The sequence below is a fragment of the Globicatella sulfidifaciens DSM 15739 genome (genome assembly GCF_900167405.1).
Lineage (GTDB): Bacteria > Bacillota > Bacilli > Lactobacillales > Aerococcaceae > Globicatella > Globicatella sulfidifaciens.
The window spans coordinates 1-16,608 of record NZ_FUWO01000025.1 but is presented as its reverse complement, the minus strand read 5'-3'; the positions used below and the strand labels follow the sequence as shown (position 1 = coordinate 16,608).

The window sequence follows — 16,608 nt, the reverse complement described above, 5'->3', positions numbered from 1 at the left end:
TGATGGGGTGCCAGTCAACCATCCCTTAGTGTCTTTAAACGGTTGGAGATATGACATCGTTTGTACAACCACCATGTTTAGGACAAACTCTCTGTTTTAACAGAGAGTAGTTGATATAGGACGTATTTCATAGATTGAATAACTTTCAACGACCACTGCACACGAAAAAAAAGAGTGGCAAGCGGGAGTGAACCAGAAGTAGAAAATCAAATGATTTTCGCTTCGTCTGTTCAGCCTCGCTTGTCTACTCCCTATTCTCATAACATCCAAAAGATAATAATTAATTCGCCTTTTATTCTACTTGTGTATCCATCACTAAGACCACTACTAAACGAACATAGGCGGTATCATCAACTCTAAAATCCGTTGGCGAAGCAACGACCTTAATGTATTGACTATTAAAATTTTGATATAGGTCAGCATGTGTTGACGTTTCAAAAGCTCTATACAAATAATCAGCTAAGATTTCTGGTTTTAGCCAGGTTGAAAGATGGATATCATCAGCAGCAATATATAATTCATAAAGATTCTCGCCTAATCGACTACTTGCATGCTCAATTTCAAATAGGCTACGAAAATCTTGATCATCAATTGTTTGAGCACCTAAATAATGATAGTCTGATAATTCGTTAATTCTTTGGTCAACACCGGTTGCTAAATGATAACCTACCGATAATATCGACCAGTTATTGGCAGCACGCGTTTGATTAATCAAAGTTGTAAAATGCTCATTAAGGCTCTCGATATTCAGTTGTTGATTAAATTGTTGAGCTGCTTCCTGTGCGTATAAATAATTTACGGATGTTAACACCGCTTCATCAAGTGTTCTAGGTGATTTTGAAGTAGCATTTTCAGTACCAATTTTTTTACCGGTTGATTGATTGGAAATTTCTTGCTGGTTAGCCCCTAAAATTTGTCGAGTAATTTGAAGTCCCTTATCAACCGCAGAACGGTCTGTCTGACTCACAATCTCATGAATTGGTTGTCGATTGTTCCAAAATAGGAAGCCCCAAACGAATATAATAAATAAAAGTTTTATTAAATTAGAAATTATTTTATTCATTCAAATGCCTCCTTGATGTTTTCTTAAATTGTATCAAAGTGTTATTGAAAGTCTATTACCATTCGATTACAAATTAGACAATCCATCGCTGCTACTCGATTTAATCAAAAAAGAGAGTAGACCAGAAGTAGAAAATTGAATAATTTTCGCTTCGTCGGCCCATCCCCGCACAATTGAAGTTAACAAGAAGTAAAAATTGAATAAACTTCACCTCGTTTACCTGGCTTCGCACAATCAAATTGGTATTTCTTTAATTCTTAGGTAAAAACTTCTCACCGATGATTTTATAATTAACGAGCCATCACTTGACAGAAGTTCTCCAATATACGTCTCTTCTCTAGTTTAGCACAATTTACAAAATTTACTATTTGCTCATTTTTTTATTCGTCATTTTATATCATCAATTAAAATTAATTATGGTTGATAGTTCTACTAAGGCATTTATTTGCCAGCTTCCTCTTCTAATTGACGTTTTATTTCATCCCAATCAATCTCACGACCTTTGGCATAATATTGACGGTCATACTCACCGATTTCTCGCACTACACGACAAGGATTGCCATAAGCAAGAGAATTAGCGGGCACATCTTTTGTCACAATACTACCTGCGCCGATAACACTATTATCACCTATTTTAACTCCAGGCATTACCATTACGCCCGTACCTAACCAACAGTTTTTGCCAATATGAATCGGTAAATTATATTGATAAGCATGAGATCTTAAACCGGAATCGATGGGATGAGTGGCAGTCGATAAAACCACATTAGGTGCTAGCTTTGTATTGTCACCAACATAGATATGGGTATCGTCCACGCATGTTAAATTAAAATTAGCATAAACATTTTTTCCAAAATGAACATTACGTCCACCCCAATTGGAATGAAATGGCGGTTCAATATAACAACCTTCACCAATTTCAGCAAACATTTCTTTTAGTAAAGCGGATCGTTTCTCACCTTCAGTAGGACGCGTGTGATTATAATCGTATAATAATTCTAAACATTGAAGTTGTTGGTCCATAATACTTGAAACATTCGGTAAATATAATTCTCCTGTATGTAATTTTTCTTTCATTTTAAATCACCTCTACTTATCGTTACTTTTCCATCATATCATGCTTTGGAATTGCTTTCAATTAATCTATGGGTTATCTATTGCATCACTAATTTTTTGATGTTATATTGTAAAGTAATAAAATAATTAGAATTTGGAGAGAATTATGTTAAAAAGAAAGAACTTTTTTGCTCTATCCCTGATGTCATTTGGGATATTCTTTGGAGCAGGTAATTTAATATTCCCACCTTCAGTAGCACAATTAGCAGGAAGCAATATTTGGTCAGCTTATTTTGGATTTTTAATAACAGCCGTTATTCTACCGATTTTAGGTATTATTACGGTGGCCAAAACCGATGGACTGTTAAACTTAGGTCGTAAAGTAGACCCGTTCTTCGCTTATATTATCACCATTGGAATTTTAGTAGCGATTGGTCCAGGGCTTGCTATTCCAAGAACTGGCAGTACCTCCTTTGAAATGGCCATTAAACCTTGGTTAAATAGTGAGATGTCTACCACAATGCCACTCATTTTATATTCAGCTGTTTATTTTGGTCTAGTAGCACTTCTTTGTTGGACGCCTAATAAAATTATCGATCGGATTGGACGGTTTTCTACGCCGGCACTATTAGTTTTAATTTTATTATTGACAATTTTAGCTTTTACTCATCAACAACCGACACTTTTAGAGCCTTCTAATGGTTATGAAACAGCCGCTTTTACCACTGGTTTCTTATCAGGTTATAATACTTTAGATACTTTAGCGGGATTAAATTACGGATTACTCATCGTGACAGCAGTACGTAATCTTAAAGTAGATGAATCAAAAGTCGTGAAGGTAGCAACTAAAGCAGGTATCGTTGCCGGTGTGGTATTAGCACTTGTTTATTGGTGTTTAACGATTATTGGTCAATACGGTGCAGACAAGGTAGAAGTTGGAGCCAATGGAGCCAATATTTTAGTGGCGGCCAGTACTTTACTTTTAGGTAAATTTGGCACGCTTGTTTTAGGTACCATCTTTGTATTGGCTTGTTTTAATACTTGCGTAGGTTTAATTACGTCCATTTCACAATTTTTCCATCGAATTTTACCACAATTGAGCTATCATACTTATGTGGTGATTTTAACTCTATGGAGTTTTGCTTTAGCTAATATTGGTTTAGATGGCATTTTAACTTATTCAGTCCCTATCTTAGTATTGCTTTATCCGATTGCGATTACGCTAATTATTTTAACCTTAACGGATAATTGGCTTCATCACAGTCAACTAACCTATCGTATCATTGCCTATGTTGTTAGCTTTATTAGTATCATAAATTCTTTAGTTAGTATGGGGATTAAAATACCAATCTTAACCGCATTAACTGAGGCTTTACCGCTGGCTGATCAAGGTCTCAACTGGATGTTGCCAGTCATTATTCTAATGATCATGGCTTATTTTACGACTAATCGTCAAGCTGTTCCTAACTAATTTGGCAAAAGTCAACCCTTAACAAAACGAATGAACTGCCCCCTTTCAAATAGACCGGGAGCAGTTCATTTATTTTTTATATTAACACACCATTGAGCAGCATAAAAAGTATCGTATTAGACCTATTTTATGCATACTCAACACTGTGTGAGGAGCGGGACTATGAAGTGAGAATCAACCGATTTTATCTTCTCCCCGACTCCCTTTTAAGAGTGAGACAAAGTAAAATAATTATGCTCTATTAGCGCGCTTAGCAAGCTTTTCTTCTTTGCGACGTTCAAGTACTGATGATAATAATCGACTGAATTGCACTACCAATAGAAACATCGTAACGTATGTTTGAAGTTTTTCGAATTTAACTTTCATTTATATCACCTTTCTTTTATTTGCGTGTTGAGCCTCTTTCAATAATCTTATGTGGTAATAATACATTATGCTCTTCAATCTCTTCTTTAGCCATGATTTTGGTTAATAGACGCATTGCGACAGCCCCTAAATCATATAATGGTAATTGAATAGATGTTAATTTAGGGCGGACAATTTGGCAATAAGTTGAGTTATGACTTGTAATAATTTCAAAATCTTCAGGTACTTTCATCCCGTGATCTTGCAATGCGTTTAATAAGGCTACTGCTACAACGTCATCGCCTACAACAGCAGCTGTTGCGTCAGTTGCTTTGATTTGACCATATAAATCTTCTCCTGAATCAATATCAAAATCGCCTTGAATGACTAAGTCTGGATCAAATTTTACATTATGTTTTTTCAAGGCTTCTTTATAGCCGACTAAATAATGGTTTTTGTTGATTTCATATTCAGACGGTCCGGTAATAAGCGCTATTTTTTTGTTGCGTTCTAATAACATTTCAGTTGATTCTCTCACTGCATCTAAGTAACGAATATTGATAGTGGAGAATGCATCACCTTCAGCTACAGTTCCGGCTAAAACGACTGGTGTTGAAGTACGTTCGATTTCTGCACGTAATTTGGGTGCGATTGAATTCCCTAAGTAAACTATTCCATCTACTTGTTTAGCTAATAAAGTATTAAATACCGATACTTCTTTATCAGGATTTTCATCAGAGTTTGCTAAAATAATATTATATTTATACATGACTGCGATATCATCAATCCCACGTGCTAGCGAAGAGAAGAAGACATTAGATACACTTGGAATAATAACGCCAACTGTAGTTGTTCTTTTACTTGCTAACCCTCTAGCCACCGCATTTGGACGATAGTCTAAACGTTCAATGACTTCGTTAACTTTTTTACGAGTTGCTGGTTTTACATTCGGATTCCCATTGACAACTCGAGATACTGTAGCCATTGAAACTCCTGCTTCACGTGCAACATCATAAATTGTAATTGTTTGTTTTTCCATCAGAGTTTCACTCCCGTTATTATTATTTTGAAACTAATGTACCATAATTTTTCATAAATTGCAAGCGTTTCATTTACAACTTTTCATTATCTTAATACCCTCTCTATGAAAGCTGCTTTTTCGTTAATTTTTTTCTTGAAAATAGAATAAAGGGACTGAAAATATTTTCAATCCCTTAAACTGCAAATGTTATTCTTGAATTTCTTCCACTTTTTCAGAAACTTCGTGCTCAATTTCTTCTGCTTTATCAGCAACTTCGTGTTTAAATTCTCCTGCTTTATCAGCAACATCCTCCGATAATTCTTCAGCAAATTCTTGAGCTTTTTCTTCCGCTTGATTAACTTCAATTTCGATATCTTCGGTTAATTCATCTAGTTGCTCTTCTTTTTTAGCAACAAATTTTTTACCATCTTCTTTTAAATCATTAAATTGATTTTTTAAATTTTCTGCTGTTAATTGAACATTTAGCATAATATCTTCAGACTTTTCACTTGCTACTTCTGCTGCAGAATCATACATTTCTACACCACGTTCAACTACTGTATCTTTATAATCACGTGCACGGTCGATTAATTTATCCACATCTTTGCTAACAGATTTACGTAATTCATCCCCTGATTTTGGGGCATACAATAAAGCTGTTAACCCGGCAACTGCTGCACCCAATAAAGCACCTAAAACAAATCCACCATTATCTTTTTTAGCCATGTTATTTCACTCCTTCATTAATTGTAATTTCGCCTGCTGTAGAAGAAGGCTTACGGTTTCTAATTGATTCTAATTCTTCTTCAATTGCTGATTTTGGGGGCGTCACTGGCACTGTATCATCCACAACTGCTTTTTCTTGTTTACTTGGTGAAACAAAGTCTTTTACTTTTGACAATGACTTAATATTTTTTTGTAATCTTTGTGTCTTTGATGGTTTTTTTCTACCAATGCCGCTTAATAAATTATTCGCGGTGTCTTTGGCAGAGTCATTAATTTCCGATACTGTTATGCCTAAATCACCAACTGCTGTAAATAAAGGATCAATCTTGCCAACTTTACCATTTACATCATCCATTAGTGAATTGGTTTTATTTAATAATCCTTCTACTTCGATTGAAAGACCATCAACATCCTTTGTAACGACATCAATCGTCGTATTCACTTTTTGGATGGTATTTTGTAATTCTGCAATTAATTTTGGTATTTTAAGCAGACTGATGATAAGAACAATTACAAGTGCAGCAAACGCCAAGGCCGCAATAATTGCAGCGATTCCTGCTAAATCCATATGATAATCATCTCCAGTTCTTCAAATTTGATATATACTAAATATAGCACGATTCCGCTTCCAACTCAACTGATAACACTTCGTTTTCATTTCACTTTCAAAAACACTAACTTGATAAAATATGCTATGATAATATACGAGGAGTGTGAGTTATGTTAAATCAAACCGATCAGTGGTTCCAAACGTTTATTAAAACACAGTGGGAAGAAAGAGCAACCGACATCTTAATCATTATTTTTCAACTAATCTTAACCTATGTGCTCTTTTTACTCATTAGGGCGTTTATTAACCGGATTTTTAATTATAAAATTCAAGAAATGCTCATTGCTAAAAATAAAAACACCTCACGACAAAGGGTGAATACTTTAGCAAAAGTAACTAAAAATGCCTTGAGTTATTTATTATACTTTTTCTTATTTTACACTATATTATCAATTTTAGGTTTTCCGGTTGCTACTTTAGTGGCCAGTGCCGGAATTGCCAGCTTCGCTTTTGGGATGGGTGCCAAAGAATTTGTTACGGATGTGATCAATGGTTTCTTTATTATCTCAGAAGGTCAATTCGATGTAGATGAAGTGATTGAAATTCCTAATAAAGGTATTAAAGGAACAGTACAATCCGTTGGTATCCGTTCGACCACTCTTTTAACACCTAGTGGTCAAGTTTACTATATTCCTAATCGTGAAATTAATATTGTGTCTAATTTAAGTCGAGAGAACGTTGGCATGTCCATTGAATTACCAATTTCTACGACTACTAATCTTGCATTATTGATGCAAATCGTTGAACGTGAGACGAATCGTATTAAAGAACAATATGCTGAATTTTTACATGATGAACCGAATATTATCGGTCTGACCAAAAATGATAACCAAACCTTTAGTTACCAAATATTTTTCAAAGTAACCAATGGTCAACAATTTAAATTAACCAGTAAATTTTATGAACTGTATTTAACAGCGCTCAATGAAGAAATGACCAATGGCGTCAGTTTAAATAGTGGTGAAATTAGAGTATACCAACAAAAGGTCACCCCATCATAGTATAAAGGCTCTATACTTTTTGATGTGAATGAACAGGGTCGTTTCTGTTCACCTACACCATTTGACAAAGAGCCCTAAAAATAAACCTCAAGTTTGATTAGGAGTCACTCCATCAATTGGATGAAGACTGCCTTCAAAACTTGAGGTTTTAATATTAATAATCTATTGAACTAATTTTTGGAGTATCGTCGTATAGCCTATAGGTGCTAAGTTTTTTATCTTTATCATCGAGTAACTCTTTTTTTGTCAAATCTCAGATCATAATTTTTAAGGTCATTCATTAACAAACTTGAACATCAGAATCGCACCTGCTACACCAACATTTAACGACTCTGCTTGTCCAGGCATCGGAATATAGATTGATTGATCAGCTAATTCAATCAGACTCTGATTAACGCCCTGTCCTTCATTTCCAACAAGAATAGCTACTGCGGTCGCTTCCTTCACCTCAACTTGACGATAGTCAATAGCGGTTTGATGTAAAGCTGTCGCTAATACTGTGGTGCCTTGTTGTTGTGCTTGGGGAATCCATTCGTTTAAGTCTGCTTGAATAATCGGTAAATGCCATAATGACCCTTGAGTCGAACGAATCACTTTATCGTTATAGACATCAACCGTTCCGGTGCCTAATATAATCGCATCGTAATTTGCCGCATCAGCCGTCCGAATTAAGGTGCCAAGGTTACCCGGATCTTGAACCGCGTCAACCAACAAAATACGCTTAAATTCTTTGGTTATTGCGGTCGGCTTACTTCTCATTTCGATAATCGCAAAGATGCCTTGCGTCGTCTCCGTTTGACTTAATTCCGCCAAACAATTATCAGCTAATAAAACTTCTTCAGCTGAGTGCTTCATTTTAAAAGGTTCATTCTTTGCTAAATAGTGCTCTGAGTAAATCAAATACTTTATTTTCGCACCTGATTGCAATGCTTCTTCAATTAAATGAATGCCTTCAATCATATATTGTCCACTTTGTTTTCTACCTTTAGTGGTTGCTAATTTACGCCATTGTTTTAATTGGGCATTTTGCTTTGAAGTAATTTTTAACATAGCTTATCTCGTTAAGCGATAGATGGCTTCAGCATAAATCGCTGTAGCACGTAATAAATCATCAATCGCTAAAAACTCATTTGCTTGATGCATTGTATCAATTGAATCTGGGAATAAGGCTCCATAAGCGACCCCACGTGGCATTAAACGACCATAAGTACCGCCACCAATCGACATTTCATGACCTTCTAAACCAGTTTGGTTAGTATAAACATCGAGTAATGTTGCGACTAATGGATCATCCGCTGGCACATAATGAGGTTCTTTGCTTTCTCCGACTGTTAAGTTAAATTGATATTTTGTTAAAGCATTGGTAAATTTCTCAGACATCATCGCTGGTTCTGTCCCTTCAGGGAAGCGGAAGTTTAATACAATGCGACCGCCATCTGCTTCATTAAATGACACAATCCCCACATTCATACTAACATCGCCCATTACCTCATGATGGTGACTAATCCCTACTTTTTCTGCTTTGAAATCTTGATGTAATTCTGTTGCTAAAGCAGTGATAAAATCTTGTGCTGCTTTATTATTAAAAGCAAATTCATTTAAGAATACCGCTAAATAAGTCGCCGCATTATGCCCTTTTTCAGGAGTAGAACCATGAGCCGCTTTTCCTACTAATTTAAATTCAGCAACGCCATCATGCCATTCTGCATTTCCAGACAATTGATGCTCATTGACAAATGTTGCAAATTGTTCGGTAACAGTATTATCTAAACCTTTAACCGTCGCGGTCACATCTTGGATGACCATATTTTCACGTAGGCCACCTTCAAAATTCACTAAAGTAACATCGCCTTCAGTGGGTTCAGATTTAAAATCTAAATAAAAACTAACATTACCTTTTTCGCCGTTGATAATCGGGAATACCGCATCTGGTGAGAAACCAAAATCAGGCATCTCCGCATGTTGGAAATAATAATCCATACATTGCCAGCCACTTTCTTCATCTGTTCCGACAATTAAGTGAACTCGCTTATTGAAGTCATAACCTAATTCACGCAATAATTTAATTGCAAAATAAGCTGCAACCGTTGGCCCTTTGTCATCACTTGAGCCACGAGCATATATACGATTGTCTTTAATGACCGGTTCAAAGGGATCTGTTTCCCAACCCGTACCGACAGGAACCACATCCACATGACCTAAAATCCCCATTAGTTCATCGCCTGAACCGACTTCGATACGACCAGCCCATGGTCCAAATTGTTTGGTTTCAAAACCATCTTCTTGAGCCATTTTCATAAATTCTTCTAAAGCTGCTTTAGGGCCAGGACCTACTGGTGCTTCGTCCGTTGCTTTATCATCTTCTCTAACAGAAGGGATCCGTAATAATCTAAATAAATCTTCAAATAATGTTTCTTTTCGGTTTTCAACTTCTTGTAACCAATTTACCATTTTTTCTTCAACTCCTATTCAATACCAAAATCTTCTAAAAGTGTCCATTCGTCTTCATTTAAGGGCCTAAATTCTCCAATAGGTAAATCATCTGGTAAGATTAGCGGTCCCATTGAAAGACGTTGTAATTGAATCACTTCACAATTAATTTTTTCACACATTCGTTTTACTTGGTGGAATTTTCCTTCATGAATCACGACTTCAATTCGGGATTGATTTTTTGCTTCATCAACATTAAGAATCGTTAATTGACTTGGTTGTGTCACGAAATCCCCTAAATCTAAACCTTTAGCGAATTTATCGATGTCTTTTTCTTCGACAATCCCATTTACCACTGCAAAATAACGTTTGGGTACTTCACGCTTAGGTGACAGTAATTGATGAGCTAATTGTCCATTGTTCGTTAATAACAATAAACCTGTTGTATCAATATCCAAACGCCCCACAGGAAATAAATCCAAGTGGGCGTAATCTGGACCTAACCAATCGATAACTGTTTCATGATAATGATCTTCGGTGGCACTAATAATTCCTTCTGGTTTGTTCATAATGTAATAGTGGTATTTCTGATACTGGACTACTTGCCCATCAACTGTCACCACATCATTTTCGATATCAACCTGAAAGCCTACTTTCTTAACAGTTTGACCATTGATATCAACCCAGCCATTGGTAATTATTTGCTTTACTTCTTTACGTGTACCATAACCTGTATGGGCTAATAATTTATCTAGTCTCATTAGAACATTCTCAACTTATCTTGTAATGCTCGATGACGCTCACCGATTAATAATGAGAGTTTACCAAATAGTGCGAGGACCCCGAAGTAAACAAAGGCCGCAAAGGTAACCACTATTAAGATTTTAACAAATGTAAGAATACGTCCTACTGGACCAAATAATAAGTCAAGTGAACTATTCCATAACCAAGCTGAAACAGTCATTAATAAAGTGGCTGAATAAATAATGATAATATTTGGCAACATCCGTTTAAAGTCTAAGTGAACCAGTTCATTTAGTTTCCAAATAGTTAAAATACAGGTTACTAAAAAACCAAGTAAGGTTGCAATCAGGGCACCGTGAGCATTTAACCAAGCAACCAATGGAAATTGTAAAGTCAATTTCACAGCCAAACCGACTAATAAGTAGCGAATAGCTGCACGACGATAATTCATTGATTGAATAATAGTAGAAAGGATCGTATACGCTCCTAAAATAATACTTAAAACAGAGGCTGTTACTAATAATGATGGTCCCGCTTCGTGACCATAAGGATAGAATAATTGGTACATATTATTAGCAATACTTGCCATTCCAAATGCTGCTGGTGACATCACTAATAAGAATAGTATCGAAATTTTTTCAATCAATTCTGCAGTTTTACCTTCTTCATGGTTGGCATAAAGCTTCGTAATTAATGGAATCGATGATAGTGACATACCCACTGCAATCGAAATAATAATCATAATTAATTTATCGACATCTAAGTTCATGACACCAAACAATTCACTAATATCACTTAATAACATGGTTGACGTTCTTTCTAAAATGAACTTAAAGGTGATTTGGTCAATGAATTTCGCGATAATAATACCTGATCCTAAAAGGATAAATGGAATACTATCTTTTAATAAAATCATTAAACTCGCTTTGAAGTCTAAGGTGTTGACGTCATCTTCTTCAGCTGTTTCAATTAATAAGTTAATCGCTCCACGACGTTGGAAGTATAAGAATACGAGATAAACTAATGATAAGATGGCCCCTACAAAAGCTGCAAAGGTAGAGTGTGCTACTGCTTTGGTAACATCGCCATCAAGCATCTTCATAATCGCATACGTCGCTGCTAGCATATAAACCACGCGGGCAATTTGTTCTAGAATTTGCGAAACAGCTGTTGGTACCATATCACCAAATCCTTGGAAATAGCCACGCAATAAACTCATCACGGGTAGTATTAGTAACGCCGGAGCTAATGAACGGATCACCACAACCGCTGCTTGCGGATTATCAGTTGAGGAAATGCCCGCTATAAATGGTGCTAAAATAAATAATAGACCACCCGATACTAAACCAGATACTAACATCACTAATAAACTGTTTTTGAAAATTTTATCAGCTGATCTATATTTTTTCTGTGAATGATAGTAGGCCATTTGTTTCGCAATCGCACTCGGGAAACCTGCCGTCGAGATGGCTAAGAATAGCGCGTATGGATTATAACCAATCCCATAGAGCACATTGGCAGTTGTATAACTTGTACCAAACCAGGTCCCCCAAGGAATCACATATAAAGCACCTAAAATTCTAGAAATAATATTGCCTGCTGTTAACCAAGCAGTCCCCTTAACGAAAGATGCTTCTTCTTCCTGAACATCATTTTCAACTAAATCATCATTTACGATGGTTTCATCTAATACCGAATCGGTTAAGATAGGTCCCTCGAATGATTGTGTTTGTTGCGCAATTTGCTCACTTACTGCTTCAATATTTTCAGTAGAAGTATCGGCTAATACTTTACCTACAGAATCGTTTTTCGATTTAGCAGTCGCTTCTCCATTTGCTGTTGCAGAATCCTGTTCCTCAACACCACTGGCTTCAACGGTCGTCGCTTCCTGCTCAAGTTGATTAGCTTTTGCTTTTTGGTTATTTATATCCTGAACGGGTTGGTCTTCGACAGTTATGACTTGTTCGTCTTTCTTCGCTAATGATTCATCTAAGTGACCTGATGTTTCATCTGTGTGCGCTGATGTATCGTCTGTGTAGGTTGATGATTCATCTATGTACGATGCTTCAACGTCTTCAGTGTCATTTGTTCTATTGTCATTGAATGAATCATTAGATGGATTACTTGCTACACTTGCAGTTACTTGGCTATCGCTTTCAAATGGACCTCCTTTTTCAGAGGAATGGTTTATTTTAGTCTGCTGAGTAATGCGTTGATTCTGCGATTGCAATGCTCTTCTTTCATTTTCTTCGGTTGCCTCGTTAAGCTGAGACAATTCTTCATCATTTTGACTGAATTTATGGGCAATAGAATCTTTAATGTGACCGAGGAAACCGGTAAACGAAAGTTCTGAAACCGGAGATTGTTCCATATTTACTTGATTATTCGCTGATTGATCCAACCGTTGCTCTTTATTCGTCTTGATTGATGACGTTGGCATTGCTTCCTCAGTGGCTTTTGCTCTATCTTGTTCAAACTGATTGTATTGATCAAAGGTCGAAAGATTATTTTCATCGTAAACCGGTTCGTAGGTGTCTTCAAACTTTTTGGTTAATTTTTCACGACGTTCACGAATCGCTTGCTGTTCCCTTTCTTTTTCAGCTTCATATTGTTCACGTAGTTTTTGGGTTCTTGATTTATAAACAAATGGATTCTCTTCTGGTTCCTCAGAAGAAACATGATGATTAGCCTTTTTAGCTGCTTCAACCTGCTGATAGGTAGTAGTTGTTTCTTTGAAATCTATATCTGAATCGATTACCACCTCATCAGGTTCAATAGGATAAGAATCATCGATTTGAGGTTGCTGATAATTCACTTCATTAAAATTATCCTGTTCATTTGAAGAAGCTTCAGTATTATCCTCCGTATTACCAGTATTCGAATGATGATAATCTTGTGCAGTAAGGTCAGGATAATCTTCGATTACTGTTTCATTAGGATAAGATTGAAATTCTTTTGGTCGTTCAGCATTAGAACTCAATTGACGATTGGGTTTTGAATAAACATCATGATCAGCTACTTGCTGTTCAAGTCCTTCATCATCATGTGGCTCATTAGAAACTGCGTTAAAACCATTGCTTTGTTGTAACTCATTTGCTTCAACTGGACGCTCATTACCGCTTATTTGCTCAGTAAAATAATCACCATCAATTGGTTGACGATTCGGGCGTCTCAGCCTACTTAAGTCTTCCTGTGTAAACTGAATCGTCTCTTCTAAATCGATATTAGAATAAGAACGATTTTGACGATTATTGTCTGTCATATCATTGGCTCCTTTTAATTTGCTACGATATTTACTAATCGATTAGGTACTGCAATCACTTTACGTACTGTTTTTCCTTCTATGGCCAACTTAATTTGTTCATCTGCTAAGGCAATGGCTTCTAATTCCGCTGGAGATAAATCAACCTCTACCATCATTTTTTGTTTCAATTTACCATTAATTTGAATGACAATTTCAACTTGAGATTCAACGGTTAATGCTTCATCAAAAGTAGGCCATTCAGCATGTTGAATACTTTCTGTCCCCCCTAATTTTTCCCAAATTTCTTCCATTAAATGTGGTGCTAAAGGTGCTAATAATTGAACGAATCCTTTCGCATAGGCTAAAGGTAATACTGGCTGGTCTTTAGCTGCATTTAAGAAAATCATCATTTGTGAAATTGCAGTATTAAAATGTAAGTTTTCAAAGTCTTCGGTTACTTTTTTAACCGTTTGGTGATAAACACGTACTAAGGATTCATTCGCTTCGCCTTTGACCGTTGATTTTACATCACCGGTTGCTTCATCGATGATCAAACGATAGACACGATCTAAGAAACGACGACTACCTTCTAAACCTTTTTCGCTCCAAGCAATCGAAGCATCTAATGGTCCCATAAACATTTCATATACACGTAAAGTATCAGCACCAAACTCATTGACAACATCATCTGGGTTAACAACGTTCCCTTTTGATTTAGACATTTTTTCATTGTTTGCCCCTAAAATCATACCTTGATTAAATAATTTTTGGAATGGTTCTTTGGTTTGAACAACACCTAAATCGTATAGGAATTTGTGCCAGAAGCGTGCATATAATAAGTGTAACACGGCATGCTCTGCACCACCAATATATAAGTCCACTGGCATCCATTTTGCTATTTTTTCTGGGGAAGCAATCGCTTCTTCATTGGTTGGATCGATATAACGTAAGAAATACCAAGAGCTACCAGCCCATTGTGGCATGGTATGTGTTTCACGTTTACCTTTCATCCCTGTTTCAGGATCGACTACATTGACCCATTCTTCAATTTTAGCTAACGGCGATTCGCCAGTACCTGAAGGTTTAATTTCATCAGTCTTCGGTAACATCACTGGTAATTCTTCTTCAGGAACTAAAGTGGTCGTACCATCTTCCCAATGAATAACCGGAATCGGTTCACCCCAATAGCGTTGACGAGAGAATAACCAATCACGTAGGCGATAATTGACTTGGTGTTCGCCAACCCCTTTAGCTTCTAACCACTCAATCATTTTCTTAATAGCTGCTTCATTTTCAAGTCCATTAATAAAGTCAGACTCAATATGCACACCATTCTCGACAAATGGTAAATCGCCACCTTCAACTACTCGTGTAATAGGTAATTGATGTTTCGTTGCAAATTCAAAGTCACGTTCATCATGAGCCGGCACCGCCATTACAGCTCCCGTCCCATAACTTGATAAAACATAATCTGCTACCCAAATAGGAATCTCTTGTCCATCTACAGGATTGATGGCGTAAGCTCCAGTAAAGACCCCTGTTTTATCTTTATTTAATGATGTACGATCTAATTCGCTCTTCGTTTCAACTTCTTTAATATAGGCTTCAACCGCTTCTTGTTGTTCAGGAGTAGTAATTAATTTAACCAATTCATGTTCAGGAGCTAAAACAGTATAGCTTGCCCCAAATAATGTATCTGGACGTGTGGTATAAATTTGGAACTCATGTTCAGTGTCTTTAATCTTAAAGGTAACCATTGCCCCTTCCGATTTACCAATCCAATTACGTTGCATCGCCTTAATACTTTCTGGCCAATCAACTAACTCTAAATCCTCTAACAATCTTTCAGCATAAGCAGTAATTTTCAATACCCATTGACGCATTGGACGACGATAAACAGGATGTCCACCTCGTTCGCTGACACCATCGATAACTTCTTCATTGGCTAAAACTGTTCCTAAAGCTGGACACCAATTCACTGCCACTTCTTGTTCATAAGCAAGACCACGTTTATATAATTCAGAAAAAATCCATTGGGTCCATTTATAATAATGTGGATCTGTTGTATTAATTTCACGATTCCAATCATAACTGAATCCTAAAGATTTAATTTGACGCTTAAAATTACCAATATTTTTTTCAGTAAATTCAGCTGGATCATTCCCTGTATCTAATGCATATTGTTCTGCAGGCAAACCAAAGGCATCCCACCCCATAGGATGTAACACATCAAATCCTTGTGCACGTTTCATACGACTAATCGCGTCAGTAGCTGTATAACCTTCAGGATGTCCTACGTGTAATCCTTGTCCGGACGGATATGGAAACATATCTAAGGCATAGAATTTAGGATGACCTTCACGTTCGGTCGTTTTAAATGTTTCATGTTTATCCCAATAATCTTGCCATTTCTTTTCAATAATACGATGTTGATAAACCATAATTTCCTCCTAAAAAACAAAATATTCTAAATAAAAAATAAAAGCCCTATAACAAGACAAAAAGACCTTGCTATAGGGCGCCAAATAGCGCGGTACCACCTATTTTTGCATAATGAAAAGGTTTAATAAATACATTATGCCTCAAATCTTTAACGCAGACTCTACGACCTATCCTACTTATCTTTCAGACAGACATCGACTAGATGAGTTCAATAAGGCTAAACACTTGTTCACACCAACCACAAGCTCTCTGATGATTTTACTTATCTACTAATTCTAATCATTGATTCAATATTAATATTATTATGCCACAAATACCTTTTTTATTCAACGCTAAACAATATTGATAACATAAAAAAAGACTCACCGAAGTGAGTCGTGAAGCGGGTGACGAGAATCGAACTCGCGACAACAGCTTGGAAGGCTGTAGTTTTACCACTAAACTACACCCGCATC

12 protein-coding genes, 1 tRNA gene and 1 other annotated feature are annotated in these 16,608 nt (G+C 36.4%); of the genes, 2 read left to right on the top strand and 11 right to left on the bottom strand.

Annotated elements, in window-relative coordinates; translation table 11 throughout:
* Positions 1 to 292: 292 nt before the first annotated feature.
* Complete coding sequence (locus B5D12_RS09345) at positions 293 to 1,063, bottom strand: hypothetical protein (RefSeq protein ID WP_078756572.1); 771 nt, start codon at positions 1,061 to 1,063, stop codon at positions 293 to 295.
* 441 nt (positions 1,064 to 1,504) lie between these two features.
* Positions 1,505 to 2,140, bottom strand: coding sequence for a sugar O-acetyltransferase (locus B5D12_RS09340; RefSeq protein ID WP_078756571.1), 636 nt, complete (start codon positions 2,138 to 2,140; stop codon positions 1,505 to 1,507).
* Between the two features lie 145 nt (positions 2,141 to 2,285).
* On the opposite strand from B5D12_RS09340, the gene brnQ reads away from it, so the two are divergent.
* Entirely contained in the window at positions 2,286 to 3,590 is a 1,305-nt protein-coding gene (gene brnQ / locus B5D12_RS09335; protein WP_078756570.1) for a branched-chain amino acid transport system II carrier protein, read from the top strand.
* 382 nt (positions 3,591 to 3,972) lie between these two features.
* Here brnQ and ccpA read toward each other — a convergent pair whose 3' ends face one another.
* The 3 genes from ccpA to B5D12_RS09320 all read right to left on the bottom strand — a co-directional run bounded on the left by ccpA (position 3,973) and on the right by B5D12_RS09320 (position 6,250).
* Positions 3,973 to 4,974: a catabolite control protein A gene (gene ccpA / locus B5D12_RS09330; protein WP_078756569.1), complete on the bottom strand. Its 1,002-nt coding sequence runs from the start codon at positions 4,972 to 4,974 to the stop codon at positions 3,973 to 3,975.
* Between the two features lie 189 nt (positions 4,975 to 5,163).
* Positions 5,164 to 5,682: a YtxH domain-containing protein gene (locus B5D12_RS09325; protein WP_078756568.1), complete on the bottom strand. Its 519-nt coding sequence runs from the start codon at positions 5,680 to 5,682 to the stop codon at positions 5,164 to 5,166.
* A 1-nt stretch (position 5,683) separates the two neighbouring features.
* Positions 5,684 to 6,250, bottom strand: coding sequence for a DUF948 domain-containing protein (locus tag B5D12_RS09320; protein WP_078756567.1), 567 nt, complete (start codon positions 6,248 to 6,250; stop codon positions 5,684 to 5,686).
* A 152-nt stretch (positions 6,251 to 6,402) separates the two neighbouring features.
* On the opposite strand from B5D12_RS09320, the gene B5D12_RS09315 reads away from it, so the two are divergent.
* On the top strand, positions 6,403 to 7,293 hold the full coding sequence (locus tag B5D12_RS09315) for a mechanosensitive ion channel family protein (protein ID WP_078756566.1): 891 nt from the start codon (positions 6,403 to 6,405) through the stop codon (positions 7,291 to 7,293).
* Between the two features lie 273 nt (positions 7,294 to 7,566).
* On the opposite strand, the gene B5D12_RS09310 is transcribed toward B5D12_RS09315, so the two are convergent.
* The 6 genes from B5D12_RS09310 to B5D12_RS09285 all read right to left on the bottom strand — a co-directional run bounded on the left by B5D12_RS09310 (position 7,567) and on the right by B5D12_RS09285 (position 16,605).
* Positions 7,567 to 8,343 (bottom strand): TrmH family RNA methyltransferase, encoded by a 777-nt coding sequence (locus B5D12_RS09310; RefSeq protein ID WP_078756565.1) that lies wholly within the window; start codon positions 8,341 to 8,343, stop codon positions 7,567 to 7,569.
* Between the two features lie 3 nt (positions 8,344 to 8,346).
* The gene (gene pepV / locus B5D12_RS09305) at positions 8,347 to 9,744 is read right to left on the bottom strand and encodes a dipeptidase PepV (protein WP_078756564.1); all 1,398 of its coding nucleotides are present in this window, start codon (positions 9,742 to 9,744) and stop codon (positions 8,347 to 8,349) included.
* Between the two features lie 14 nt (positions 9,745 to 9,758).
* On the bottom strand, positions 9,759 to 10,484 hold the full coding sequence (locus B5D12_RS09300) for a pseudouridine synthase (RefSeq protein ID WP_078756563.1): 726 nt from the start codon (positions 10,482 to 10,484) through the stop codon (positions 9,759 to 9,761).
* Positions 10,484 to 13,729: a putative polysaccharide biosynthesis protein gene (locus B5D12_RS09295; protein ID WP_078756562.1), complete on the bottom strand. Its 3,246-nt coding sequence runs from the start codon at positions 13,727 to 13,729 to the stop codon at positions 10,484 to 10,486. Before B5D12_RS09295 ends, B5D12_RS09300 begins: the two co-directional genes overlap by 1 nt.
* 14 nt (positions 13,730 to 13,743) lie before the next feature.
* Positions 13,744 to 16,152 carry a leucine--tRNA ligase gene (gene leuS, locus B5D12_RS09290; RefSeq protein WP_078756561.1) on the bottom strand — a complete coding sequence of 803 codons (2,409 nt, stop codon included), beginning with the start codon at positions 16,150 to 16,152 and terminating at the stop codon, positions 13,744 to 13,746.
* Positions 16,153 to 16,222: 70 nt separating this feature from the next.
* Positions 16,223 to 16,445, bottom strand: a binding site (T-box leader).
* A gap of 89 nt (positions 16,446 to 16,534) precedes the next feature.
* Positions 16,535 to 16,605, bottom strand: a tRNA-Gly gene (locus B5D12_RS09285).
* Positions 16,606 to 16,608 lie beyond the last annotated feature (3 nt).

Excerpts from the sequence above, each read along its gene's own strand:
- B5D12_RS09340 (WP_078756571.1), bottom strand. The coding sequence starts at position 2,140 with ATGAAAGAAAAATTACATACAGGAGAATTATATTTACCGAATGTTTCA.
- B5D12_RS09300 (WP_078756563.1), bottom strand. The coding sequence starts at position 10,484 with ATGAGACTAGATAAATTATTAGCCCATACAGGTTATGGTACACGTAAA.
- B5D12_RS09320 (WP_078756567.1), bottom strand. The coding sequence starts at position 6,250 with ATGGATTTAGCAGGAATCGCTGCAATTATTGCGGCCTTGGCGTTTGCT.
- B5D12_RS09345 (WP_078756572.1), bottom strand. The coding sequence starts at position 1,063 with ATGAATAAAATAATTTCTAATTTAATAAAACTTTTATTTATTATATTC.
- B5D12_RS09325 (WP_078756568.1), bottom strand. The coding sequence starts at position 5,682 with ATGGCTAAAAAAGATAATGGTGGATTTGTTTTAGGTGCTTTATTGGGT.
- leuS (WP_078756561.1), bottom strand. The coding sequence starts at position 16,152 with ATGGTTTATCAACATCGTATTATTGAAAAGAAATGGCAAGATTATTGG.
- pepV (WP_078756564.1), bottom strand. The coding sequence starts at position 9,744 with ATGGTAAATTGGTTACAAGAAGTTGAAAACCGAAAAGAAACATTATTT.
- brnQ (WP_078756570.1), top strand. The coding sequence starts at position 2,286 with ATGTTAAAAAGAAAGAACTTTTTTGCTCTATCCCTGATGTCATTTGGG.
- B5D12_RS09295 (WP_078756562.1), bottom strand. The coding sequence starts at position 13,729 with ATGACAGACAATAATCGTCAAAATCGTTCTTATTCTAATATCGATTTA.
- B5D12_RS09310 (WP_078756565.1), bottom strand. The coding sequence starts at position 8,343 with ATGTTAAAAATTACTTCAAAGCAAAATGCCCAATTAAAACAATGGCGT.
- B5D12_RS09315 (WP_078756566.1), top strand. The coding sequence starts at position 6,403 with ATGTTAAATCAAACCGATCAGTGGTTCCAAACGTTTATTAAAACACAG.
- ccpA (WP_078756569.1), bottom strand. The coding sequence starts at position 4,974 with ATGGAAAAACAAACAATTACAATTTATGATGTTGCACGTGAAGCAGGA.